This window comes from Thiobacter sp. AK1 (genome assembly GCF_039822265.1).
GTDB classification, from domain to species: Bacteria; Pseudomonadota; Gammaproteobacteria; order Burkholderiales; family Thiobacteraceae; genus Thiobacter; species Thiobacter aerophilum.
Genome location: NZ_JBAJEX010000003.1, coordinates 248,253 through 269,856, shown reverse-complemented (window position 1 = coordinate 269,856; position 21,604 = coordinate 248,253). Strand labels below are relative to the sequence as shown.

The window sequence follows — 21,604 nt, the reverse complement described above, 5'->3', positions numbered from 1 at the left end:
CTGGCTATCAGCTTCTTCGAGGGCAGGAAGGCGTACTGGGATTATCAGGTGCGGAAGATGTGTGAGAAGGATGGGGGCATGAAGTTATACCAACGAGTGCCACTGCCAAAAAGATATTTAGATGCAGGTGGCGTTATTCGCATCCCCTCCTCGAATAAGGCCGATAGTAACGACCTCTTTAGCTATTCGGTGGAGACACAAAAAATCAAAGAAGGTGATCTGGCTGTATATCGATACCATATTACTGTGATGCGTCGAAGCGATTCAGTACTCCTTGGTGAATCTGTCATCTACGGCAGAAGTGGGGGTGATTTCCCTACCTTTGCGTATCCATCTAGGTTCGTCTGCCCAGAAAACGAAGGCGAGTCACAACTAATCAATGAAATATTTATGCGAAATACAATTCAATAAGGAGACATCGAATGGATGCATCCATACTCGCGAAGCAAGCAGAATTCGCGCTCGCTGCCTACGCTAACCTGCAACCCGGGGTCCCGAACCAAACTGCATTGCAAGACCAAGGGAAGGGAATGAGTGCAAGGCAGGCAGAAGAGTTCGCGGCTCACTACACAGTCGTCACCCAATTCACCGACACAGTTGCTGAAGGTGGTTTGGGCACGAGTTTCTCCGCGACGGTATTTGCCGACGCATATGGCAATCTCACGCTGGCGATCCGCGGCACACTGGAAGCAGGGGATTTCGTACCCACCGATTCCAGCATAGCCACCGCCGGTGTCGGCTACGACCAGATTGTCGCCATGTGGAACTGGTGGCAGCGCGTGAGCAACCTGGCCGCTATGGCGGTGACCCAATATCGGCTTGTTGCAACGCCGCTCGATTTGAGTCGTGCCACGTGGATTCCTGGCGCGGGGCGTTGGCTCGAATGGTATACCGGCACCGCCAACGGGACACTGAGAGCGGCGCGGGCATCGACGCCGCCACGCTCAAGGTGACGCGGACGGAGGAGGGGCATATCCAGATCGACTACAGCGCCCAGGACAGCGTGGTGATCGTGAACGGCCTGGCCGGCGCGGTTCGCGAGTACCGCTTCGCCGGCGGTGAAACCGTGAGCTGGGCCAAACTGCTCGGGCGCGCCCTCGACGACACAGTTTCCTCGGCCACCAGTGCGGCGGGCGCCTACATCGCCGGCGGCAAGCGCGCCGACACCCTCAGCGCCACCGGCGGCCACAGCGTGCTCTCCGGCGGACAGGGGAACGACAGCCTCACCGGCGACGGTGGCGGCAACATCTACCTGTACGAACTGGGCGACGGCACCGACCACATCATCGACACGGGCGGCCATGTGGATGCATCGGGCAACCCGGCGCCCAACCGCATCGTGTTCGGCGCAGGCATCACGCCCGACATGCTGACGTTGCACTTGAGCCCGCTGGCGATCCAAGTGGGTTCCGATGCCAACGACGTTATCTATATCGACCACTTCAACCCTGCCGACGTATTTGCCAATCCTTCCATCGGCACGTTCGAGTTTGCCGACGGCACGGTGCTGACCTATGAGGAACTGCTCCAGCGCGGCTTCGATCTCGAAGGCAGCGCAGGCGACGATGCGATTCGCGGCACCAACATCGCTGACCGCCTGACGGGAAATGCCGGCAACGACGACTTGCAGGGCGGGGCGGGCGACGACAGCTATTTCTACCAGCTCGGCGATGGCCACGACCGTGTGCTCGATGACGACACGACGACGGACAACCGGGACCGCCTGCGTCTGGGCGTCGGCATCCGCAGCAATGAAGTCACGGTCACGCGCAACTACCACGACATCACTCTGACGTTCATCGATGGCGGCTCGGTTACCCTGGTCGGCCAACTCGATGGCGAAGGCCGCGGCATCGAACAGGTGGAGGTTGCCGATGGCACGACCTGGCTGGCGGATGAACTGGCGGCGCGCGCCGAATTCGTGGCGCCGGACCCGCAATACATCGAGGGAACGGATGGCGATGATGTCCTGACGGATCAGGACGGGGACGACACCGTCGTCGGTAGGCTTGCGCAAATTATTTGCGACGCGTGCTCGAATTACATGCGACGTGCTCGAATTACATGCGACGCTCAACGTCGCATGTACTGTGCTCACGGTAGCCGTCCGGTAGCTGCGCGCCACGCAGCTCGGACTCGTAGCTCAGGCGGCAGTGGTCGCGCTCTAGCGGACAGAACAGCGCGTCGATAAGCGGGCGCAGGAGGCGTCCGGCGATCTTGCCCTGACGTTCCATGCGCCATGAGGCGGCGCTGATGGTCTCGTCTGGCTGGCCGTTGCCGAGAGTGGCCAGCACCCAGATGAGCTGATCAACGGCAATGAGGATGTTGAGGATGCGGCGTTTCATGCGACCTCAATCTCATCGAGCGTCGTCGCCGCATCGACCGCTGCTTTGCGCGCCCATGCGGTTTGATAAGCCGTCTGCACCTGCGCGGCAATCGCTGCAGCGATGGCGAGCAGGTCGGCGATGGACGTGACCGGCATGTCGTTATTGTCTGCGTCGCGCCATACCGGCGGCAGCGGAAGGCCGGCTTGGGCCAGGGCGATCGCCTGGCCGAGCAGGTCCTGGCTGCGCTTGTCGGCTTGCCAGACGTGACCATTGATGGTGACATTGGCCGTGGCTGCGGCGTCTCGCTCGGCTTCGATCTGGCGCTTTTTTGCGGCCTTGGTCTCGGCGAGCAGCGCATCTGGATGCGCGGGAAGTTCTGCATCGAGCGCGAGTTCGCATTGCGCCAGATCGCAGGCGGGCAGCTCTTCCGGATCGGACGGAAGCTGGATGGAGACGAACAGGCCGTCTTGGCGGTAGTCGTTCGGCACGCGCCAGACGCGAACACGCGCCTGTGTCGGCAGATGCGGAAGATCGATGGTGGCGGTGTCGGTGATGAGCTGATGGTTTTCAATGCGCATGTCAGGCTCCTTTAAGGACAAGAGTTTGCAGGATTGAGCGCGTCGTGCGCCTGGCGCTGGCCCAGCGCATGACAGCGAGCATGGACATGACGGCTGCGCGACACTTGGACAGCGTTGTCAAGCCGTTGCGCCACTTGGACGATAGGACGCGGAATCGCGCTTTCCACGAGCGGATCGCCCGCCGACGCAGGCGGATGTGTGTTGCAAAGATGCGGTAGCCGCAAAAGTCCACACCGCGCCGAATCGGCCAATAGCCGCTCTTGGGGTTGAGCCGAAGGCCGAGTGCAGCGATCTCGGCGTCGATCGCGTCAAGCCAACGCGCCGCGGTCGCCTTGTCCGGAGCTACCAGCACGAAGTCGTCCATGTAGCGGAGATACTCGAGCACACCCCAGTCGTCCTTGACGCGATGGTCGAGCGCGTCCAGCAGGATGTTGGCGGCAAGCTGACTGGTGAGCGCGCCGACGGGCAGGCCGACGCCATCGAAGCCGTAACCCGAGTAGACCGCGCGCAGCATGGACAGGGTGCGCGTGCAGTCGATGACGCGTGCGATACGCTCGATGAGCACATCATGTCGGATGCTCGCGAAGTAGCTCTTGACATCGCACTTGACGACGTAAGCACCTTCGCCCCAGCGCCGCTTGGCGCGGCGGAGAAATGCCTGCGCACGCATGACAGCCGCATGTGTGCCGCGCCCACGGCGGCAGGCGTAGCTGTCATGGATGAACCGGCGCTCGAACAGAGGCTCGATGACGCGCACGATGGCATGGTGGACGATGCGGTCGGCAAATGGCGGTGCGGTGATTTCACGCCACTTCGGGTCGCGTACCCAGAAGCGGCGCGCACGTCCCGGCTGCCATGTGCCGCGCAATAAATGCTCGTGCAGGCTGACTAAATTGGCCTCCAGATCGGCTTCGAAACGGCGCACTTCTTCTGACTTGCGTTTGCCCTTTCTGGCCTCGCGCCAGGCGGACACAAGGTTTTCCCAAGAAGTGATGCGCTCGAAAATGGCGGGTGCGGCCAGCGTTATGCCCGCCGCGCCCTGTTCATGTTCGCCCGTCGCCGGGCAGGAGAGCAACCCCGAAGGATATGGCGCGGTCGGCGCAGCCTTGACCGCGCCGCTTCTGGCCCAAGATTCCATCGCCAGGCGGGCACCAATGTTGCTGTACGCGTTCGACGGCGCGCCGTCGACGCCCAGGCAGAACAGCCCGGCGTACGCGCCGTTGCCCCAGTTGCCGCCGTTCACAGGTCGCTCCCCTTCGTCTTGGCCGACTCGTAGCGTAGCCACGCGCCGACACGACGACCCAGTTCCGCCGCATGACGGCTCCATACATCCAGCCGGTTGGCGTTGATGTAGCCAAGCCGATATGCCTTGCGGATCAGTACTTTGAGCACATACACCTCGACATCGAGATCGAATAGAGCGCCCGCCTTGCTCTTGCGCTTCCAGGCGATCGCCGCAAGCCGGTGAAGCTTTGTCACCTGAGCCCGCGCATCTGCGGCCAGTCCGTGCCGCTCCGCCTTCGGCCAATGCTGGGTGATCTGGTGCACGTAAACATCCATGTCCTCGAGCAGCGTGAGCAGCTCGACATATGCCTGCGGCAAGCGCCCGTCGTGGCTGGGCGACGCGCCGCGCGTCGGCGCGGCGCTTGAATCGTGACTCGTCATGTCTTAACGCATTACACCTTCGCCAGGCGGGCACCAATGTTGCTGTACGCGTTCGACGGCGCGCCGTCGACGCCCAGGCAGAACAGCCCGGCGTACGCGCCGTTGCCCCAGTTGCCGCCGTTCACAGGTCGCTCCCCTTCGTCTTGGCCGACTCGTAGCGTAGCCACGCGCCGACACGACGACCCAGTTCCGCCGCATGACGGCTCCATACATCCAGCCGGTTGGCGTTGATGTAGCCAAGCCGATATGCCTTGCGGATCAGTACTTTGAGCACATACACCTCGACATCGAGATCGAATAGAGCGCCCGCCTTGCTCTTGCGCTTCCAGGCGATCGCCGCAAGCCGGTGAAGCTTTGTCACCTGAGCCCGCGCATCTGCGGCCAGTCCGTGCCGCTCCGCCTTCGGCCAATGCTGGGTGATCTGGTGCACGTAAACATCCATGTCCTCGAGCAGCGTGAGCAGCTCGACATATGCCTGCGGCAAGCGCCCGTCGTGGCTGGGCGACGCGCCGCGCGTCGGCGCGGCGCTTGAGTCGTGATTCGTCATGTCTTGACGCATTACACCTTCGCCAGGCGGGCACCAAAGTAGCTGTCCGCGTTCGACGGCGCGTAGTAGACGTACAGGCAGAACAGCCCGGCGCCCGCGCCGTCGCCCCAGGCGCCGCCGTGGTAGGCGATTTGATCAACGGTGTCAGCGTCGCTCCAGAAATAGTCCCCTGTCGAGCCATTGCTAGCAGTGCCATCGACTGTCGATGTTGCGAATATTCCGGCAGACAGCAGCGTCGCGTCAAAATTCACGGTGTAGCCAAATGACGTCTGGCAAGAGACATTGGTGTTGGTATACCCAGTCGAAAAATCATTCGTCGTCGCGTTTCCAGGAGCGTTATAAGTCCATTTCCACCACGACCCGCCATTACGTTTCAGGCCGTCTACCATCTGCCACACGTTCCCCCACAGCCCCACGATGCCGCGCCATGTGGCTTGTGCCACGTCGGAAGCATCCACGTTGGCCGCGCTGGACTGGCTCACGCGGCCCTGGCCGATGAGCGACTGCATGTCCGCGCCGCCCATCTCAATGGATGCGAGCATCTGGATGGCCGAGAGGTCGTAGACCGACCACAAGCGAAAGCCCGTCACGCCGCCGGTATTGCGGGCATAGGCGCGTGCGCGCGCGGTGGGGAAGTCCATTGAGACCATCGGCGCGACGCCTGCGACGGACTGCGCCTTGCTCGACCCGTCGTAGCTCGCCTGATATTTCCCGACCCAGATTTGATCGACCTCCGTTCCTGAGGCTGTCTTGAAAGCCGGGTGGACAGCAAATCCGCTGACCGGCTGGTCAGAGATCATCCAGTAGGTCTTGCCGGCATAAGTCCCCGACGGCACGGTCCCGGCCTTGAAGTAGAACTTCGGGATTTTGACCATCGCCTGACCGTCAATGGTCTGCGTTACGATGCCAGCATATGTCGGGTGGTTGTTGAACCACGCTGCGCCCGGGTTGGAGATGGCATTGAAGTTTTCGTCGACGCGCTGCCAGGTGCCAGCCCCGCCGCCTGGAGTGACCAGCACCAGGCCGATGATTTGAGCGAACTGCTGCTTGGTGGTGAAGCGCACGTCTGCGCTCCACTCCGACCAGCCCAGCGTTGCGCCTTTGTGACGCACGCGCGCCACATATTGCGTCTGGCCTGCTTGCAGGATGCCGGACGGCACTTGATAGCTTGTCTTGGCCGTTGCTGTCTCGCCGGAATCGTGCAGTGGACTCGCCCAGGTGCCGCTTGCCAAGCGGATCTGCCACTGGCTGGCAGCATGCGTGTCGCTGCCGCCGGTGGCGGCAAACGCGCTGCTGTAGAGCGTGGGCGTCTCGGGGATGTCTGTCGCGCCATTGGTCGGGCTGGTGATCGCCGGCGTGTTGACGTACGCGAAGCTCGCCTTGGTGGTAAAGCTCGATGTCGCGCCGAATGCAGACACGAGCCCGGCGCTGTCCTTGACCCGCGCGCGCACGTAGTAGGTGGTGCCAGCGTCCAGCACACCGGCTGGCATGGTGTAGCTCTGCGCACTCGTCCAGCCGCTGGAATGCAGCACCGTGGCGAAAGTGTTGCTGGTCGAGACCTGGAACTCGGCTGCCGCAAACGGGTTGCCAGCGGGCGAGCTGTAGCCGGCAATGGCCAGCGTCGGCGTCTCGCCGATGTTGGTCGCGCCGTTGGCCGGGTTGGAGATGGCGGGCGCATCCGGCGCAAGGCCGGGGTTCATGAGCCCGGTCAAGCCGGTGACCGTGCCCAGGCCGACGATGTGCAGTATGTCGCATGCATCGTCTTCGACGACCAGGCGCAGGAAGCCGTCTCCCCGCATGGGCACGGTGTATTCGTAATCGGCGAAGCCGTCCGGGATAGGCGTATCTGGCGCGCCGACGCGCTTATAAATCCACGGCCGCTCCGTCCAGGCGGTTGTGTAGGCATCGCGGAAATACAGCCTGACATTGGACGCGTTGTGCGTCCGGCGAATCACCACGGAGCGCGTGTCGTTGTCGTCGCCGAGGTTGATCACCTTGCTGATCCAGCGGTCACCCACCGCCGCGCTGATGCCGCCGCCGGTGCGCGCCGGGGCGGTCTGGCCGACGAAGCGCGCGGTAGAACCGTAGTTGCGAGTCAGGTTGCTGGTGAGACGCAGGCGCGTGGGCGAAAGGATGGCGGCGATGCGCACCGTCTCGATATTCGCGCCGTCCTTGATGAGGTAGTCCCAGCCCACGCGAAAGCCGCTGGTGTCAGCCACGTCGATCGAGTCGTCGCCCATCACGCCGTTCGTGACGGCGACTTCGCCAATGTTGCGCAGCCGGTAGCCGTCAGCGAACAGCTCAAAGACGATCTTGCGGTTGCGGTAGAGCCAGTCCAGGCTTACCGCCTGCTGCACCGATGCCGGGCTGGCCAGCCCGGAGACGGTGCCAGACAGAATGCCCAGGCTGTTCATGATGTCGGTAATCGCCGCGCCGAGATTCGGTCGACCCGCGCGCGCGCCGCTGATCTCGCCCTCCACCGCCGTGGTGCGCGTGTCGAGGCTGGCGAAGTTGGCGTCGATTTCGGCGTAGCGCGTGTTCCACAGGCTGGGCACGGCCTCGGGCTCGTTATTCGGAATCGGCGTGATGGTCGGATTGGGCAGGGTCATGATGTACTCCTTGTCAGAATCGCAGGGTCAGGGTGATCTCGATGCGCTCGTCTGCCTCTTTCACTTTCGGCGCGAAGGTCTTCATGGCGATAAGCTGGCCGCTGGAGTCCACCAGCGCGGCCTCGGAGACGGTCTCGCCGACAAGCTCGGCCTCGGTGATGACGCCCTTGACACGCACCTCGGTGGGGCTAGGTCGATCGATACTCGTGGCGGCCTTGCGCAGCCGCTCGTCGTATAACGCAGTGCGGCTGGCGTCGACCGGCTTGGCCGCACCGCTGGCGGTGTGCCCGCCGCGGCCAAATGCCATGTGGGTGACGACCGGGCAGGCGGCCTCGCCCGCCACGGCAGCAGCAAGCCGCGCGCGAAAGGCGTCCAGGGTAGTGGCTTCAGACATGGATGCTCCTCATCTCGAAATCAGGCTGCATGGGGCCGCCGATGCGCCAGCGGCCAGAGACTGTCAGGCCGTTGCTTGGTGCGGCAAAGCGCGCGTGCGCCAGAGGCCGCCCATCGAGCGTGAAGCGCCCGATATGACATTCCGCGCCGATGCGCCAGCGTCCATCGAGACGGCGCGCGCGCACCGCGGGCAGGCGCGCTGCCGGCCACACGCGCGCCGATGCGCTCTTGACGACCCGCGCGTCAGACCCGCAGCGCCGGGCGCGAAGGCGCTGGGTGGGCGTGGCCGATGCGCCCAGCCGAAAGCCGAAGGCCCGCCCATCGAGCGCCGGCGCGCGCCCGATGCGCCAGGCCATGCCAGGGCAGCCGTGCAGCGCCGCACCAGGCCAGCGATAGGGCTGGCAGATGCGCTTGTCGAGCAGCAGATGCTGGTCGGCGGCCAGCGGCTGGCGGTAGTCCTGCGCCAGCCAGTAGAACAGCACCGGATGGCGGGCCGCAGGCGCCCACTCGCGGATGGCCTCGCGCACGGCGGCCATGTCGTAGCCGCGCGCCAGATCGAGGTTGATGCGCACAAGGAAGGTCGCCCAGTGCTCGATGTACGGCAGGCCGCTGGCGATCTCGACCGCCTTGAGCACATGGCCTGCGCCATCGAGACGCCACGCGCCATCGAGACGCAGCGGGTTGAGCGCGGCATAGGCGCGGCGCACATCGCGCGGCTCGATCAGCTCGGCCTCAACACCGATCTGCGCCAGCGCGCGCCGGATCGCCCAGGGCGTGCCCTTCTTGCGGTGCAGCGCGATGGACTCGCGGATCAGGCGGCGGCGCTCGTCGTCGGTGGCGGCGAACCGTCCGCCCTCGATGCCCGCGATGTGAAACTGCCGCACCAGCTCAGGCAGGTAGCCGCTCGGCACGGCGGCCACCAGATAGGTGAGCAGGCCACCCAGCGGCAGGCGCTCAATGCGCTGCGTCGCCTCGGCCAGCGGCCCGAAGCGCGGGTCGAGCGCGAGCACGTCCGGGGCGATCGGATCAGCCATCGGCAACTCCCGTCACGGTCACGGCGATGGCGCTGGCATGCGTCCAGGCCATCACCGGCGCGATGATGTCCGCATTCGGTGCGACAAGCTGCACCGAGTGCACCCCCTCCACATGCAGCGCGGCGATTAGCGCCGAGCGAGTCACGTCCGCCCCCAGGCGGCGACGGATCGCCTCGCAGTGCGCGGTGACGCTGGACAGCGCCGCCTGGCGCACGACCTCTGCGTCATAGGCTTGCAGCACGGTCAGCCGCGCGTCGACAGCAAACGGCATGTCTTGCGGGTCGGCCACCTCGACCGTGTCGCAGATCGGACGCGCATCTTCAGCCGAGCAGGCGGCGAGCACCAGCGCCTTGATTTCTGCGGATGGCAGGCCGGTGTCGGTGAGCGGATAAAGACGCACCAGTCCAGGCTCTGGAGAGACCACGGCCACGTCGACGATGGAGGCGTGCGCGCGCATGGCGTGATGCCGGTAAGCGAGACGCGGCCCGGCCACCGAAAACGCCTCCGGCGCTTCGAGGATGCGCGAACGCAGCCGCGCGTCATCCTCGCCCGGCAGGCGCGCCACGCCGACCAGTTCGCCCAGGTAGTCGAGCATCGGCGCGCGCGCGAAGCGCACCAGGTTCTGCCGCGCGGCATCGTTGATCGCGGCGCGCAGCAGCGTCTCGCGGTAGGCGATGAGGTCGATCAGCAGTCGCTCGACCTGCGCCGGGTAGAGCGTCTTGCCGGTGGCGGCCTCGTAGGCCGCAACCAGCTCGGCAGTCACCTGCGCCGGATCGTCTGGGATGACCTTGAGCAGCTCGGTCATTTCGGTCGCACCTCGGCGCTGATTTCAGGGCCGCTCGATGCCAGGCGGAAATACGCGGTGATCTTGAGTGCGGCCTCTGCATCGAGCGCAACCACCACGCGCGTGACCTTCACGCGCGGCTCCCAGCGGCGGATAGCCTCCACCGTCTCGCGCACCACGTGCGGGCGCGCGCGGTCGATGGGCCAGTCCAGATACTGCCAGACCCGGCTGCCGAAGTCTGGCCGAAGCGGATCAGAACCGACCGGCGTGCGCAGGATGATGGCGATCGCCTGGCGGATGTCGTCGATGCCCTCGACGAAGCCATCGCCGCCAAGTGCCGGCTGCCAGTGGGCGGATGCGGGTAAGGTCGTCATGGTCAGTGGCTGTGATGGTTGGAGTTACCGCCCGCGTCCATGATCGAGCCGGTCGCATCGATGCTGCCGGTGACATGCACGTTGCCGGCGATCGTCGCTGCCGCGCCAGCGCCACCAGTGACGGACAGACCGTTTTGCACGGCAAGATGCCCGGTCACCGTCACCTGCTGGCTGTCGATCGTGACTGCCGGCGCCTTGAGCGTTACCGGCCCGTCGGCATCGATCTCCACCGGCCCGCGCACGGAGATGCGCAGACGGTGCGCCGCGCGGTCGTATTCGACGGTCGTGCCGTCGGCAAAGCGCGCCGCGGTGATGTCGGATCCGCCGCCCGGCGCCGGATCGCGCGCGGAGTAAAGCGCGCCGAGCACCACGCCGTCTTCGCCGTGCGCATCGAGCAGCACGGCCACATGCTCACCCACATCTGGTAGATGCTCGATACGGTCGCGGCGCGTGCGCATGGCGAGCACCGGCAGCCAATCGGTTTCCAGATCGTCCAGATCGGGCAGGCGCACACGCACGCGGTGCGCGCTCGCATCGAGTGCTGCGACGAAGCCGATTTTGAGGGTGGCCAGCGCCTCACGGATTGTCTCGTTCATGCCGCCTCCTTGATGCGCTTGAGCTGGATGGTCGTTGCATAGCCCGCGTCGCGGGTGATCTCGTGCCGCGCCTCGGTGATGAGATAGCGCCCGTCGATGCGCTGCCAGCCTGTCACATCCACGCAGGCACCCGCTACCAGCAGCGGATCGCCGGGCAGCGCGAGTTCCAGCCCGGTCTTGTCGATCTCATGCCGCGCCTGCTCGGCCTCGGCGATGGCCTTGGCTTGCTCCGGCGTCTTGGCGCGCACATGGCGCTTTTTCGTATCGGCGGCGACCACCTCACCTTCCGGCACAATGACGCCGTGCTGCACGCCGTAGACTATAAGCCTGCCGGTCTTGGCGTCGTGGTGCCGCAGCTCGGTGCGCTGCGGAACCTCGGTGATGCGGTCGCGATAGGCGATGCGCGAGATGTCACCGGGGGCAAGCCTGCGCACCGGCTCCTGCGCTTCGCCCAGCTTCAGCACCGCCAGCGTCTTGTTGTTGTCGGTCAGCTTGAGCGCGTAGCCGTATTCGCGCGCCAGCCGCACGGCAAAGGCCCAGTCGGTCTCCTGGTATTGCGTTGCGCGGTCGATGGGGATCGCCGCCACCTCGCCGCGGCGCTTCGCGCCGATGCGCTTGGCGATCTGGTCGAGGATCGCGGCCAGCGTCGTGCGCTCGTAGGCTTTGCCGATACGCGTGCGCACCGCGCGCGAGATGCCCGTGGCCAGCGCGCGGATGCGGATCGTCAGCGGCGGGCTGTCGATCTCGATCTCATCCACGTCGAAGCCGCCAGCGTCCATCAGCGCCCGCCCGGCGTAGCCGTAAGAGAGCTTGAGCTCCATGCCTTTATCTGGGTACCAGTCGGACAGCCAGCGGCTCGCCACCGCGTCGGTTTCGGCCAACTCCACATCAAGGCTGTCCGCCTCGCCCGAGAGGCGGTCGGCATAGACCACGCGCATGAGATACGGCGCGATGTCCGCCGAGATATCGCGACCGTTGTAGATGAGTTTCACGGCAGGCGTCAGCGCTTCCATGGCGGCAGTCCTGCGGTAGAGACGGCGAGCGGCCGCCCGATCAAGGGGATGGCGAGCGTGAGCCCGGAGGGCAGCCGGCCGCTTCTGGGCGCGTGCGGGTTGGCGGCGATCAGCCGCGCCATCTCGCGCACGTCGCGGTAGTAGTGCCAGGCGATGGCGTCCCAGCGCTCGCCCTCGCGCGTGGTGTGCAGCAGCGCGCTCATACCCACACCTCATCGAGCGGCAGACGCGCGGCGGCTTGCGCGCCGATGCGGTCGAGCGCGCCACGCGCGCCCTGGAGCGTGTCGAGACCGTAGCGCATCGAGTAGAGCGCGCTGGACATCCCGGACAACCCAGACCCGAGCGCGCCAGCACAGGCTTCGAACTGGCTTTTTGCCGTGTTCAACGCACCGTAAAACGTGACGGCATCGCTTGCTACCTGTGCAACGCTGCGCAGCGTATCGAACGCCTGCGTGGGCATGCCAGTGGCAAGCGTCGTAACGCTACCAACCACGCCGGGCAGCGCCAGCAGCGCAGCATCCGGCGCGCGCGCGGCGAGACTGGCAAGGCTTGCCACATCCGCCGCCACGGTCACCGCGCGGCCGATCGCGGCGATGCCGTCGGCCACAGCCGCCGCCAGCCCGCCGGGAGAAGCCACCGGCGCGGCGTCGATCAGGTCGAAGTCGTCCACCGTCGCCGCGCCCACCGGGATGCGGTAGCCTGCGGTCACCACGCCAGGCGGGTTCGGCTCGGCCGGATCGCCGATGTACTCCTTGAGCGACAAGCGCAGCTCGAAGGCGATTGCGCGGCCCGCGCCATCGGTTTGCGCCGTGGTCACCTCGGCCTCGGTGATCACGAACACGCCGCGGTATTCACCGCTGGCCAGCACGAAGGCGAGCGGCTCGCGCGCGTCCATGCGCTCCTTGATGGCGCGCACCTCGTCGGCGGGATTGCACCAGGCCGCGTGCAGCCGCGCCTCGATGGTCACCTCGTCTGGGCGGTGCCCAGTGTATTGCAGCAGGCTCTTGCCGCCGATCAGCCCCTGCTCGGCGTAGTCAGCGGCATAGCGCATGGTCAGGCCATCGAGCCAGGTGATGATCTCCAGCTCAGTCTCGCCCAGCACCGCATACAGGCTCATGGCTGCACCCTCCGCTGTTCATGCTGGTAGCGGCGCATCAGCCGCTCGAACTCGGCAAAGCTCATCTGCACCGCCTGCTGCACCTGCTCGCGCGCGGCCTCCGGGCTGGCGCTGCCGGTCACGGTGATCTGCGGCGCGAAGGTGATCTGCATGGATGCCGCTCCGCCCGCGCCGATTTGCGTCGCATGCAATGCGGGCACGGCCAGCGCTGGTGCGGCAGGCGCAGCGATCAGCGCGGCAGCTGAGAGCGCCCCGGCGGCACGCTTGACGCCATCGAGTCCAGCGCCGATGCCCCCCGCAAAGCCCTGCGCGACGAAGCCGCCCAGCCCCTCGAACACGCGCGATGGCGAGCGGATGCCCAGCAGGTTCTTGAGTCCCGTCACCACCGACCGCCCCAGACCCTTGATCGCATCACCAGCCGCGGCGATGCGGCTTTTGATGCCGTCGATCAGGCCCTGGACGATCTGCTGGCCGATGCCCAGTAGCTGTGCGGGCAGCCCCTTGAGCCAGGCCCACGCGCTGGCGAATCCGGACTTGACGCCCTCCCACACGCGGCCGAGCAGCGGGCCGATTTTGTCCCAGTTGCGCCAGATGAGATACGCCGCGCCGGCAACGGCGGTGAGCACAAGCCCGATGGGATTGAGCATTACGGCGCGCCCCAGCCACAGCACGGCGCGGCCCACGCCAGTGAGCGCGGCCACGGCAATCCCGCGGAATGCGGCCATCGCCGCACCCAGCCGCGCGATCACGCCCCCAGACAACCCCGCAGCAGCACCGATGGCGCGCAGCGCGCCACCACCAGCGGCCAGCGTCGCGCGCCCGATGAGGATGCGCGCCATGACCGACTGCCATCCTGCGGCGAGCAGCGCCAGCGGCGATTTGACAAAGAAATTGAGCACCCAGCCGAGCGAAAGCGTTGCCGCCTTGAGGGTCACCATGCCTAGCGCCAAGCCCACCGCACCCTTGATCAAGCCTGGATGCTCACGCGCGAAGGCCGCGAAGGCCGTGACCGCGGGCTTGACTGCCTGCACCAGCTCCAGCAGCGGCGGCAGCAGCGCCTCGCCGACGGTGATCCCCAGGTCTTGCAGCTCGATCTTGAAGCGCTTGAACTGCTCCAGCGGCGACTCCATGCGTTTGGCAAAGTCCTCGTCCAGCGCGCTCTTGCCGGATGCCCCCTTGCCGGTGGCGGTCTCCTCGCGAATCTTCTTCAAGTCGCCGCGGTTCTGAATCTCAGCGAGCAGGTAGCTCATGGCCTGCATGTCCTGGAACATCTCGCCGAGACCCGCGCGGGCACCTAGCGCCTCGATCATGGTGCGGCGACGCTCCATCTCGGCGGCACGCGCCGCCGGGTCTTTGATCTTGTCGAGCTCTGCCGCCAGCGCCTTGAGTTCTGCGGCCACCTGCGGCGATTGCTGACCCAGACGCGTCATGATGATCCCCACCGCGCCCTCGATGGGGTCGAGACCTTGACGCGCCATGCGCAGCATCGAGCCTTGCAGGTCGATGCCGAGCTTCTCGAAATCCTTCTTCGTGTCCGGACTGGTGAGCTTGGCGAGAAAGTTGCGGAAGTTGTTGGCCGCCTCGTCCGTGCTTCCCGCCGTGCGCATGGCGATCTGCAAGCGGCTGGCCATGTTGACCACGGCCTCGTTGCCGGTGATGCCGATGGCCTTCATGTAGCCGCCGAGTTGCGGGAACCATTTAGCCATGTCTCGCACTTCAAACGAGCCGAGCTTGCCTGCCTTGGCCGCCTGCGCAAAGGCCAGCTCCATGTCCTTGGCTGAGACGCCCAGCAGGTCGAAGCTCACCATCATCTTGGCGGCATCGTCCATGCTCGCGCGCGTGGCGGTGGTGAACTTGCCCAGCAGCCGCGCTTGCTCGGCCGCCTTGCCTGCCTCCATGCCATTGGCAATCAGCATCGAGACGCCAGCGGCCATGTCGCGCGCGGTCTGGTTGGTGGCGCGCGCCACCTCGCGCAGCGAATCGCCCAGCACACGCTCCTGCTCGCGCGTGAGCTCGCCAACGATGGCGATGTCCTTGACTGCATCGGCAAACCCTGTCGCCTCGCGCACCGACGTGATGACGGGCGCGCCCACGGAAATCGCCGTGGCATATGCGCCCATGATCTCGCCGCCGATGCGCTGCCGGTCTGCGGCCAGATCGGCGCGGCGCTGCATGGCGCGAGCGAGCTTCTCTTGCCGCTGCGTCACTGCCTCGATGGTGCGCCCGAGGCGCTCGTAGTCGCGGTTGAGCGCGGCCAGCGTGGGCGGCGCTAGCGTCCCCATGTGGCGGCGGATTGCTGCGCCCAGCTCGTCCTGCCGGCGCTTGAGCTCGGCGCTCACGCGGCCAAGCCCCTCCATCGCGCCCTTGACCGACCCGATGGCCGCGCCCACCGCGCCCGCCCCGAGCACGCCTAGCCGGATGCCGATGGACAGATCAGTCACGACTCAACTCCTTGATCTGCCGCTCGGCCTCCTTCACCCAGCGCAGGTAGTCCTCCATCTCCAGTGCGTCGATCTCCGACGGCTGGAAGCGAAACCACCGCGCGAGCAAGGCGTCGGCCGCCCATAGGTCGTCCTCAGCTATCCACCATAGCGCGAAAGGCATCCGACAGCACGCGGCTGTCGGCGATGTCCAGCGCGTCAAGGTCTTCGATGGTCAGCCCGGTCAAGGCGGCCAGCAGAAAATCTTCCTGGTCCACCGGGTCACTCGCGGCCTTCTGCGCGCGCTTGATGTCGCCGCGCGTGGCGCGGCGCAGAGTGATCTTTTCCAGCAGCTGGCCAGTGGCGAGCTTGACCGGGTGCTTGAGCTTGACCTCCACCGCTTAGCTCCCGATGTTCGCGCTGTACTGCGCCAGCAGGTCAACGCCGCCAGCCTTGTAGATGTTTTCCAGCACGTCGATTTCAGTCACGTCCTGGCCGTCCACGGTCAGCTTCATGTAGTAGGCCGTGAACTCGGTCTCCAGCTCCACGTTTTCGTGCTGCTTGAAGGTGCCACCCGGTAGCGACTTGAACACCACGGTGAGCATCGCCACGATGGGCGCTTCGCGGTTGACCGAGCCGCCGACGATGATCGGCATGGAGCCGCGCACCTGAAGCTGCACGGCCTTGAACGGGTTGGCCACCTTCTTCAATACGTCGGCATAGAAGCTCGCCCACTTGATCTTGCCTTCGAGCTTCTCGAATCCGGCGAAAGCTTCGATGGTGCCGACCATGCCCAGCGCTTTGTGCTCGACCATCTTGGCCTTGATCTGCGGCAGCTGCACTTCTTCAGCGCGGCCCAGCAGCGACTGGCCGTCCAGATAGACGTTGGCGTTGGTGATGCGGTGGATTTCAATCTTTGCCATGACTCACTCCTTATTGCTGGCCGCCGAGGTTTTTCAGCAACGAGATGTCGATGAAGCTCTCGAAGCTGATGCGCTCGGCTGGCGTGGGCGGCATGAAGGTAATGTCGAACGTGAGGTGCCCCAGCGCCAGTTCGGTTGGCGGATTCTTCGCCGGGTCGTAGGTGCAGCTGCCATCGACCAGCGCGCCGCGCCCGACCAGGGTGCGGATGAAGGCATTGACGCTGCCCCGGATGTCGTCGATCAACGCGTCGTTGATCGGACGGTCGATGAACTGCAGCATCGAGTACTCCACCGACTCATGCAGCACGTCCGCCGTGCGACGCACGTTGATGAAGTTTTTCGGGTGGGTCACCGATGGCCAGGCCGCTGAGCGGTTGCCCCAAGCGCGGTAGCCTGTGCCGAAGCTGTTGAAGTAGGTGACGATCCCGGCTTCGTTGAGCAGGTTCGCCTCCGACTGCGGGTCATTGATGCGCGCAGTAATGGGACGCTCCGCCCCGACGATGCCCTTGAACTCCTGGTTCGACGGACTCCACCAGTAGCCGCGCTCGACGTCCGTCGCGCACATCAACCCGGCCAGACGCGGGCTCATGGGTTCGAGCCGTTCGGCGTTAGCACGCGGATCGTAGACCTTGAGGTGCGGGTAGCACAGGATCGCCCGCTCGGAGCTGGTGTTGAAGTTGATGGTGCCGGACGGCCCGCGGCCCTCGATCGCCTGCTGCACCGTGATGCCGGACGGCGCATCGATGAGCGCCATTGCGCGTAGCTTGCCCGCCAGCGCGATCAGCTCGGTCGTGACGGAGGTGAGCGTTGCGTAGCCAGGCGCGATCAAGAGCTTGGCGCTGAAGCCGAAGAGGTTATAAGTGTCCTCCAGCGCCTTCATGCCGGTGCGCTTGCCCGCTGCATCGACCGTTCCGATGATGTGGCTCGCGGCGATCGGCGTCTTGCCGGACTCGCCGGTGACGGTGTGGATGGCCGGGTCGAACACGTTGACCACGATCACCGTGCCCGCGCCGTGGTCGAAGATGGCGTCGAGCGCCTGCGGGATGGTGTGATTGGCCGTGTTGGCCGCCGTGATGTCGCCGAAGGCGGCGGCATCCTTGACGCTGGTCACAATGGTTGGCGTATTGATCGGGCCGGTCGGCGCGGTGCCGATCAGACCCACCACGGCAGTCTTCACCGTGCGGATCGGGCGCGGCCCCTTGTCGATCTCGATGGTCTCGACGCCATGCAAAAAATTCGCGGGCATGTCACTCTCCTTTAGGTTTGCTGGTGGGATTTGGCTCCGCGACAGGCGCGATGCGCCCCAGCGCCTTGAGCGTCTCGGTCACCTCGCAGTCCGGCAGATCGACCACGCCGCCCGGGCGCAGGATCACATCCTGCCCTTGCAGCGTCAGGCTGGTAAGCGGTCCGGTGTATAGGTATTTCATGCGGTGTCTCCTTCGAAGGTGACGCGGGTCAAGAGCGGCCCGCCGTCGTAGTCCAGATCAGGCGCCAGCGGCAGGCGCGTCTGCCACTGCGTGGCGAGCGTCCAGGTATCTGCCTCGGCATCCATGAGCCGCGCCGAGCGCAGCATCAGCGGCGTAGCCCCCGGCGCGGGCTTGAACGACAGCAGCGCGCGCCGCACCGCCTCGAACAAATCCCACACCCCCGCGCCGTCGCGCAACGAGCGGGCAAACAACGCCACCTCGATGGTGAGCACGGCGCCCTGCACCGACGCGCCGGTATCCTCCACGCCGCCAGCATCGAGCGCCATCGCCGAGACCACCGCCGCTCCCTTGCCGGAGGCGAAGCGATAGCCGCGCGAGGGCAGCGCCTCCACCGGCAGCGGCGCAAGCGCCGCTTTCAGGCGCGCGACAATGGCTTGCTCGGCGGCGAGAATCATCAGTAGCCCTCCGTGCCGGAACGCGAGAACGTCCGCGCCGCACCGACGGCGGCTGCCGCCAGACTCGGCTGCGGCTGCGCGGCATCGGGCAGGCTTGCTGGCAGCCCCAGCGCCACGGTGCCCTTCGCCAGGCTTTCCAGCAATCGCCTGGCATCCTCGTAGCGCCGGCGCGCATCCTCGATGTCACCCATGCGGCGCAGCGAGAGCAGCCGGTAGACAGCGATGTCGCAGGCGATGCGCACAAGCAGACTCGGCACGGTCGGCAGAGGGAGCTGATAGCGCGCAGCCAGATACCCGTCGATCTCGTCGCTGGCATCGGCCAGCGCCTGCGCGATCTGCGGGTCGTCGCCGATGCCGTCGCCATCGCGGTCGGTCAGGTCGCTCATGCGATCTGCCCCGTAGCGCAGCTTGAGCTCGGCGAGCGTGGCATAGGGCACGGCTTACTCCTGCGCGGCCTCGGTCACGTCCAGCGCCGGGTCGGCGCGCAGTGCCTCGGCCTGCTCGGGCGTGGCCTGCACCGCAACGGCCTCGCGGGTGAAGGGGCCAAGCCCCGCCCGGTAGCGGGTGCGTTCGCCATGCGCGGCGACAGTGCGCACCATCAGGCGCACGGTGGCGGCGGCCTCAGGCTTTTTGCTCGCCATCACTCAATCCCCCGATCAGGCCAGCCACGGCGAGACGATCAGGTCGACCACGCCGAAGTTGGGGTTGCTCGCGCCATTGGCCAGGCGCTCGTTCTTCACCAGCTCGATGGCCGCAGCGCGCAGGGTGGGCGGCACCACCAGCACCGTGGGTGTGATGCCCAGCGGGCGGCCGCCGTCGGCCTTGAGGCTTTGCATGGCGGCGAGCGCGGCGTTGAAGTTGGTGGCGTCGAGCGCGGCCTTGCTCTTATAAGCCATCTGCCAGAAGCCGAAGCCCGCATTGCAGCGGTAGCGGATGCCGTAGCGGTATTCGTCGCGCATGAACACGCCTTCGTCGTTGGTGGCGGTCATAGCTTCCAGCTCGGGGGTGGTGCGTTCCTGGAAGATCAGCGGCTTGAGCGCGCGGCTGGTATCGAGCAGATACCACGGCGTGCCCGTGCCCGCTTGCAGGTTGGAGACGAGCGTCGCCGTGCCCGTGCCGTCCACGTTCGGGTAGACCGGGTGGTCGGTGTCGAAGAAATTCTGCCCGTCGTAGCACAGGGTGGTCTCACCAGCGGCCAGCAGCTGGAACACCAGTTGGTCGGGGAAGGCGGCTGCGGCGCGGCCCTGCTCGGAAAACATGGGCGTGTAGATGCCCACGTTGTCGTCCTCGATGTCGGTGCGCTTGACCGCCACGGTGGACTCGAACAGCTTGTTCTGGATCTGGTACGCCTGCGCGGCCATGTCCTTGACCACGCGGTCGCCCACCCATTCGCGAAAACCCGGCCACTGACCGAGCCAGCCGTAGGTGTTGGAGGCGGACGAAGACGGGACTTTGGTGGCGACCTTGGCCCAGTCGGTGGGCGTGGCGGTCAGGGAATCCTGGAACGCCTTGGAAAACCCGGTGCGCAGACTGGCGATGAGGGCGGGGGTGATGATGGCCATGTGTGGTTACTCCTTGATCAAGGTTTGCTTGTGCGCGGCAAAGGCCGCTTCGTCGATGCCCAGCAGCTTCGCTGCCAGCCGGTCTTCGTCGGTCAGCAGCGCGGCGTGCGCAGATTGCGTGCGACGCAGCTCGCCCTCGGGCACGATCTCCGGGGCGGCGGCAACGAAGGCTTTGAAGCCCTCCAGGTCGCGGCTGGCGTAGGCCAGCGCCCAGTCCTTGAGCGCGGGGGCGATTTTGCGCGCGCTCATGGCCTCGCTCACGGCGGCCTCGGCATCGCGGCGGGCGACCTCGGCCTGCAAGGCAGCGAGCTGCTCGGCCACCTGGCGGTGCATGGCGACCGGCACGTATTCGGCGGGGTCGGGCTGGCGGCTCTGTGCCGCCTGCGCGGCGGCCTCGGCGGCAGTCAGGCGGTCGATGAGCTTTTGCAGCTCGGCGGCCACGTCGTCGGCAGTGGCCGTCACCGGCAGGTTGAGCATGACAATGAGGCGTTCGAGGATGTCGTCTTCCACGGCGTGGGTCTCCTTTCGTGAGGCAGCGGCCTTGAGATACAGGTTGGGGTTGTGGGTCAGTCCAGCGCCGTCCAGGGCGACGACGCGGCCGGTTTTTCGGTCGTAGCGGAACACCGGTGAGAGGTAGCGGTACTCTTTATTAGTCAGGTGCTGCGCGGCGGCTGGCGTCCACTCCACCCGCGCCCAGATGCCGTCTTCGCGTGCGGAGAGTTCCTTGATCCACCCGGCAGCGGGCACCGGGCCGGCCTTGGCCTCGGCCTCCAGGCTCTGGTGGTCGTAGTCCACCGGCAGGTCGGCCCCGTGCGCGGCAAAGGCATCGAGCACGGCCCGCGCATCCAGCCGGTACGGCCCGCGTCCGTCCCGCCCGGAAAAAGTCCCCGCCGGAATGAGGTGCACCCACTCCGGCGGGGTAAGCGCCCCATCAGGGGCGTCGGCGGCTGGCTGGAGTTCGACGGAAAACGCATCGCGCGCCAGGGCCTGCCCGCGCTGCGCGGCGGCGTGATCGGCGGCAAGACTTGGATGGCTGTACGTCATGCCGCGCATGATGGGCAGAAGCGGCGGTCGCTTGTAGCCGGAAGGGCTTCAGAATCCCAGACTGGGGTGGATTTTTCGGGTGGGCGTCCAAGCTGGGTCTGGGAGGACGACAAACCCCCCGTTTACACCCATTCACTCGGCCCGCTGTTGCGTTATTTCCGGTCTGCCTATATTGGGGTAGCCACTCGGAGAAAAAATCGCTCTACGGGCCTTAAAACGCGCCAGATGTTTTTCAGCGCCCGTCGAGGTCGGATAGATAGCGGGTGATGGTGTCCAGAATCAGGCTTTTCGCCGCCGGGTCGAGCTGGCCGGATTCGGTAACCGGCAAAAAGCGCCGCGCCGGGATGTCGCTCCAGGGAATCTTGCCGCCGCGCCTGGTTTGGCCGAACTGCCCCTTCTTCGCGCCGAACTGGAGCACGGCGGCCTGGATGGCGCTCGATCCCACCACCACGGCATCGCGGCTGGCCTGGTAGTGCAGGCGGCTGCTCATCAGGTTGCCGCGGTCGATCAGCGGCCGGCTGCCCTTCTTGCGCGAGAGTGTGACCGGGCTGTTGGGCGCGAAGGTCGCGCCCGTCCAGTCGCGCCCCTGCGCGATGCGCTCGCGGCTGCCCTCCATCAGCGCCTGGCCGATCTGGTGCATGGCGGGCAGCATGTCGGAGACGCGGCTGGAGAGGCGCGCGAGGGCTTCAGTGACTTCGCGGTCATCGATGGTGATGATGAGCATGTGGTCGTCTCC

27 protein-coding genes are annotated in these 21,604 nt (G+C 65.9%); 3 read left to right on the top strand and 24 right to left on the bottom strand.

The features are described 5' to 3' along the window. From V6E02_RS06235 to V6E02_RS06225, 3 genes are all read left to right on the top strand, one after another. A partial coding sequence (locus tag V6E02_RS06235; RefSeq protein ID WP_347307917.1) for a hypothetical protein occupies positions 1-411 on the top strand: 411 nt, incomplete at its 5' end. A gap of 11 nt (positions 412-422) precedes the next feature. Beyond that, positions 423-953, top strand: coding sequence for a hypothetical protein (locus V6E02_RS06230; RefSeq protein ID WP_347307916.1), 531 nt, complete (start codon positions 423-425; stop codon positions 951-953). Further along, positions 884-2,191, top strand: a complete 1,308-nt coding sequence (locus tag V6E02_RS06225) for a hypothetical protein (RefSeq protein ID WP_347307915.1) — start codon at positions 884-886, stop codon at positions 2,189-2,191. Before V6E02_RS06230 ends, V6E02_RS06225 begins: the two co-directional genes overlap by 70 nt. 150 nt (positions 2,192-2,341) lie before the next feature. Here the strand turns inward: V6E02_RS06225 and V6E02_RS06220 are convergent, their stop codons facing one another. The 24 genes from V6E02_RS06220 to V6E02_RS06105 form a co-directional block, all read right to left on the bottom strand. Further along, positions 2,342-2,905 (bottom strand): DUF4376 domain-containing protein, encoded by a 564-nt coding sequence (locus V6E02_RS06220; protein ID WP_347307914.1) that lies wholly within the window; start codon positions 2,903-2,905, stop codon positions 2,342-2,344. Between the two features lies 1 nt (position 2,906). Next, entirely contained in the window at positions 2,907-4,148 is a 1,242-nt protein-coding gene (locus tag V6E02_RS06215) for a reverse transcriptase domain-containing protein (protein ID WP_347307913.1), read from the bottom strand. Further along, positions 4,145-4,570, bottom strand: coding sequence for a four helix bundle protein (locus tag V6E02_RS06210; RefSeq protein WP_347307912.1), 426 nt, complete (start codon positions 4,568-4,570; stop codon positions 4,145-4,147). Before V6E02_RS06210 ends, V6E02_RS06215 begins: the two co-directional genes overlap by 4 nt. A gap of 121 nt (positions 4,571-4,691) precedes the next feature. Then, positions 4,692-5,117 (bottom strand): four helix bundle protein, encoded by a 426-nt coding sequence (locus V6E02_RS06205; protein ID WP_347307911.1) that lies wholly within the window; start codon positions 5,115-5,117, stop codon positions 4,692-4,694. An 11-nt stretch (positions 5,118-5,128) separates the two neighbouring features. Beyond that, positions 5,129-7,726 carry a hypothetical protein gene (locus tag V6E02_RS06200; RefSeq protein ID WP_347307910.1) on the bottom strand — a complete coding sequence of 866 codons (2,598 nt, stop codon included), beginning with the start codon at positions 7,724-7,726 and terminating at the stop codon, positions 5,129-5,131. A 13-nt stretch (positions 7,727-7,739) separates the two neighbouring features. After that, positions 7,740-8,120: a phage tail-collar fiber domain-containing protein gene (locus V6E02_RS06195; protein WP_347307909.1), complete on the bottom strand. Its 381-nt coding sequence runs from the start codon at positions 8,118-8,120 to the stop codon at positions 7,740-7,742. Further along, on the bottom strand, positions 8,113-9,153 hold the full coding sequence (locus V6E02_RS06190; protein ID WP_347307908.1) for a phage tail protein: 1,041 nt from the start codon (positions 9,151-9,153) through the stop codon (positions 8,113-8,115). Before V6E02_RS06190 ends, V6E02_RS06195 begins: the two co-directional genes overlap by 8 nt. Further along, positions 9,146-9,958 (bottom strand): baseplate assembly protein, encoded by an 813-nt coding sequence (locus V6E02_RS06185; RefSeq protein WP_347307907.1) that lies wholly within the window; start codon positions 9,956-9,958, stop codon positions 9,146-9,148. The genes V6E02_RS06190 and V6E02_RS06185 overlap by 8 nt, the downstream gene beginning before the upstream one ends. After that, positions 9,955-10,311, bottom strand: coding sequence for a GPW/gp25 family protein (locus V6E02_RS06180; protein WP_347307906.1), 357 nt, complete (start codon positions 10,309-10,311; stop codon positions 9,955-9,957). Before V6E02_RS06180 ends, V6E02_RS06185 begins: the two co-directional genes overlap by 4 nt. A gap of 2 nt (positions 10,312-10,313) precedes the next feature. Further along, positions 10,314-10,907: a phage baseplate assembly protein V gene (locus tag V6E02_RS06175; protein ID WP_347307905.1), complete on the bottom strand. Its 594-nt coding sequence runs from the start codon at positions 10,905-10,907 to the stop codon at positions 10,314-10,316. Beyond that, positions 10,904-11,920: a phage late control D family protein gene (locus V6E02_RS06170; protein ID WP_347307904.1), complete on the bottom strand. Its 1,017-nt coding sequence runs from the start codon at positions 11,918-11,920 to the stop codon at positions 10,904-10,906. The genes V6E02_RS06175 and V6E02_RS06170 overlap by 4 nt, the downstream gene beginning before the upstream one ends. Further along, entirely contained in the window at positions 11,908-12,123 is a 216-nt protein-coding gene (locus V6E02_RS06165) for a tail protein X (protein WP_347307903.1), read from the bottom strand. Before V6E02_RS06165 ends, V6E02_RS06170 begins: the two co-directional genes overlap by 13 nt. Next, positions 12,120-13,037: a phage tail protein gene (locus V6E02_RS06160; protein WP_347307902.1), complete on the bottom strand. Its 918-nt coding sequence runs from the start codon at positions 13,035-13,037 to the stop codon at positions 12,120-12,122. The genes V6E02_RS06165 and V6E02_RS06160 overlap by 4 nt, the downstream gene beginning before the upstream one ends. Further along, positions 13,034-15,478: a phage tail tape measure protein gene (locus tag V6E02_RS06155; protein WP_347307901.1), complete on the bottom strand. Its 2,445-nt coding sequence runs from the start codon at positions 15,476-15,478 to the stop codon at positions 13,034-13,036. Before V6E02_RS06155 ends, V6E02_RS06160 begins: the two co-directional genes overlap by 4 nt. A 134-nt stretch (positions 15,479-15,612) precedes the next feature. Continuing rightward, the gene (locus V6E02_RS06150; protein WP_347307900.1) at positions 15,613-15,855 is read right to left on the bottom strand and encodes a phage tail assembly protein; all 243 of its coding nucleotides are present in this window, start codon (positions 15,853-15,855) and stop codon (positions 15,613-15,615) included. 3 nt (positions 15,856-15,858) lie between these two features. Further along, positions 15,859-16,380 carry a phage major tail tube protein gene (locus V6E02_RS06145; protein WP_347307899.1) on the bottom strand — a complete coding sequence of 174 codons (522 nt, stop codon included), beginning with the start codon at positions 16,378-16,380 and terminating at the stop codon, positions 15,859-15,861. 10 nt (positions 16,381-16,390) lie between these two features. Beyond that, a complete protein-coding gene (locus V6E02_RS06140; RefSeq protein ID WP_347307898.1) occupies positions 16,391-17,626 on the bottom strand; it encodes a phage tail sheath subtilisin-like domain-containing protein in 1,236 nt (411 codons plus the stop codon). A gap of 1 nt (position 17,627) precedes the next feature. Beyond that, complete coding sequence (locus V6E02_RS06135; protein WP_347307897.1) at positions 17,628-17,807, bottom strand: hypothetical protein; 180 nt, start codon at positions 17,805-17,807, stop codon at positions 17,628-17,630. Continuing rightward, positions 17,804-18,262, bottom strand: coding sequence for a Gp37 family protein (locus tag V6E02_RS06130; protein WP_347307896.1), 459 nt, complete (start codon positions 18,260-18,262; stop codon positions 17,804-17,806). Before V6E02_RS06130 ends, V6E02_RS06135 begins: the two co-directional genes overlap by 4 nt. Continuing rightward, positions 18,262-18,699, bottom strand: a complete 438-nt coding sequence (locus tag V6E02_RS06125) for a gp436 family protein (RefSeq protein WP_347307895.1) — start codon at positions 18,697-18,699, stop codon at positions 18,262-18,264. Before V6E02_RS06125 ends, V6E02_RS06130 begins: the two co-directional genes overlap by 1 nt. Positions 18,700-18,702: 3 nt before the next feature. After that, positions 18,703-18,903: a hypothetical protein gene (locus V6E02_RS06120; protein WP_347307894.1), complete on the bottom strand. Its 201-nt coding sequence runs from the start codon at positions 18,901-18,903 to the stop codon at positions 18,703-18,705. Positions 18,904-18,918: 15 nt separating this feature from the next. After that, the gene (locus V6E02_RS06115; protein ID WP_347307893.1) at positions 18,919-19,824 is read right to left on the bottom strand and encodes a Mu-like prophage major head subunit gpT family protein; all 906 of its coding nucleotides are present in this window, start codon (positions 19,822-19,824) and stop codon (positions 18,919-18,921) included. A 6-nt stretch (positions 19,825-19,830) separates the two neighbouring features. Then, positions 19,831-20,868, bottom strand: a complete 1,038-nt coding sequence (locus V6E02_RS06110; protein ID WP_347307892.1) for a phage protease — start codon at positions 20,866-20,868, stop codon at positions 19,831-19,833. 232 nt (positions 20,869-21,100) lie between these two features. Further along, positions 21,101-21,592, bottom strand: coding sequence for a phage virion morphogenesis protein (locus tag V6E02_RS06105; protein WP_347307891.1), 492 nt, complete (start codon positions 21,590-21,592; stop codon positions 21,101-21,103). Positions 21,593-21,604: the final 12 nt, after the last annotated feature.

What these genes read in the sequence shown, in the direction of transcription:
- V6E02_RS06180 (WP_347307906.1), bottom strand. Translation starts at nt 10,311, where the DNA reads ATGACGACCTTACCCGCATCCGCCCACTGGCAGCCGGCACTTGGCGGC.
- V6E02_RS06200 (WP_347307910.1), bottom strand. Translation starts at nt 7,726, where the DNA reads ATGACCCTGCCCAATCCGACCATCACGCCGATTCCGAATAACGAGCCC.
- V6E02_RS06210 (WP_347307912.1), bottom strand. Translation starts at nt 4,570, where the DNA reads ATGACGAGTCACGATTCAAGCGCCGCGCCGACGCGCGGCGCGTCGCCC.
- V6E02_RS06115 (WP_347307893.1), bottom strand. Translation starts at nt 19,824, where the DNA reads ATGGCCATCATCACCCCCGCCCTCATCGCCAGTCTGCGCACCGGGTTT.
- V6E02_RS06195 (WP_347307909.1), bottom strand. Translation starts at nt 8,120, where the DNA reads ATGTCTGAAGCCACTACCCTGGACGCCTTTCGCGCGCGGCTTGCTGCT.
- V6E02_RS06165 (WP_347307903.1), bottom strand. Translation starts at nt 12,123, where the DNA reads ATGAGCGCGCTGCTGCACACCACGCGCGAGGGCGAGCGCTGGGACGCC.
- V6E02_RS06205 (WP_347307911.1), bottom strand. Translation starts at nt 5,117, where the DNA reads ATGACGAATCACGACTCAAGCGCCGCGCCGACGCGCGGCGCGTCGCCC.
- V6E02_RS06230 (WP_347307916.1), top strand. Translation starts at nt 423, where the DNA reads ATGGATGCATCCATACTCGCGAAGCAAGCAGAATTCGCGCTCGCTGCC.
- V6E02_RS06225 (WP_347307915.1), top strand. Translation starts at nt 884, where the DNA reads ATGGTATACCGGCACCGCCAACGGGACACTGAGAGCGGCGCGGGCATC.
- V6E02_RS06130 (WP_347307896.1), bottom strand. Translation starts at nt 18,262, where the DNA reads ATGATTCTCGCCGCCGAGCAAGCCATTGTCGCGCGCCTGAAAGCGGCG.
- V6E02_RS06120 (WP_347307894.1), bottom strand. Translation starts at nt 18,903, where the DNA reads ATGGCGAGCAAAAAGCCTGAGGCCGCCGCCACCGTGCGCCTGATGGTG.
- V6E02_RS06110 (WP_347307892.1), bottom strand. Translation starts at nt 20,868, where the DNA reads ATGACGTACAGCCATCCAAGTCTTGCCGCCGATCACGCCGCCGCGCAG.
- V6E02_RS06145 (WP_347307899.1), bottom strand. Translation starts at nt 16,380, where the DNA reads ATGGCAAAGATTGAAATCCACCGCATCACCAACGCCAACGTCTATCTG.
- V6E02_RS06220 (WP_347307914.1), bottom strand. Translation starts at nt 2,905, where the DNA reads ATGCGCATTGAAAACCATCAGCTCATCACCGACACCGCCACCATCGAT.
- V6E02_RS06160 (WP_347307902.1), bottom strand. Translation starts at nt 13,037, where the DNA reads ATGAGCCTGTATGCGGTGCTGGGCGAGACTGAGCTGGAGATCATCACC.
- V6E02_RS06135 (WP_347307897.1), bottom strand. Translation starts at nt 17,807, where the DNA reads ATGAAATACCTATACACCGGACCGCTTACCAGCCTGACGCTGCAAGGG.
- V6E02_RS06190 (WP_347307908.1), bottom strand. Translation starts at nt 9,153, where the DNA reads ATGGCTGATCCGATCGCCCCGGACGTGCTCGCGCTCGACCCGCGCTTC.
- V6E02_RS06140 (WP_347307898.1), bottom strand. Translation starts at nt 17,626, where the DNA reads ATGCCCGCGAATTTTTTGCATGGCGTCGAGACCATCGAGATCGACAAG.
- V6E02_RS06170 (WP_347307904.1), bottom strand. Translation starts at nt 11,920, where the DNA reads ATGGAAGCGCTGACGCCTGCCGTGAAACTCATCTACAACGGTCGCGAT.
- V6E02_RS06105 (WP_347307891.1), bottom strand. Translation starts at nt 21,592, where the DNA reads ATGCTCATCATCACCATCGATGACCGCGAAGTCACTGAAGCCCTCGCG.
- V6E02_RS06175 (WP_347307905.1), bottom strand. Translation starts at nt 10,907, where the DNA reads ATGAACGAGACAATCCGTGAGGCGCTGGCCACCCTCAAAATCGGCTTC.
- V6E02_RS06185 (WP_347307907.1), bottom strand. Translation starts at nt 9,958, where the DNA reads ATGACCGAGCTGCTCAAGGTCATCCCAGACGATCCGGCGCAGGTGACT.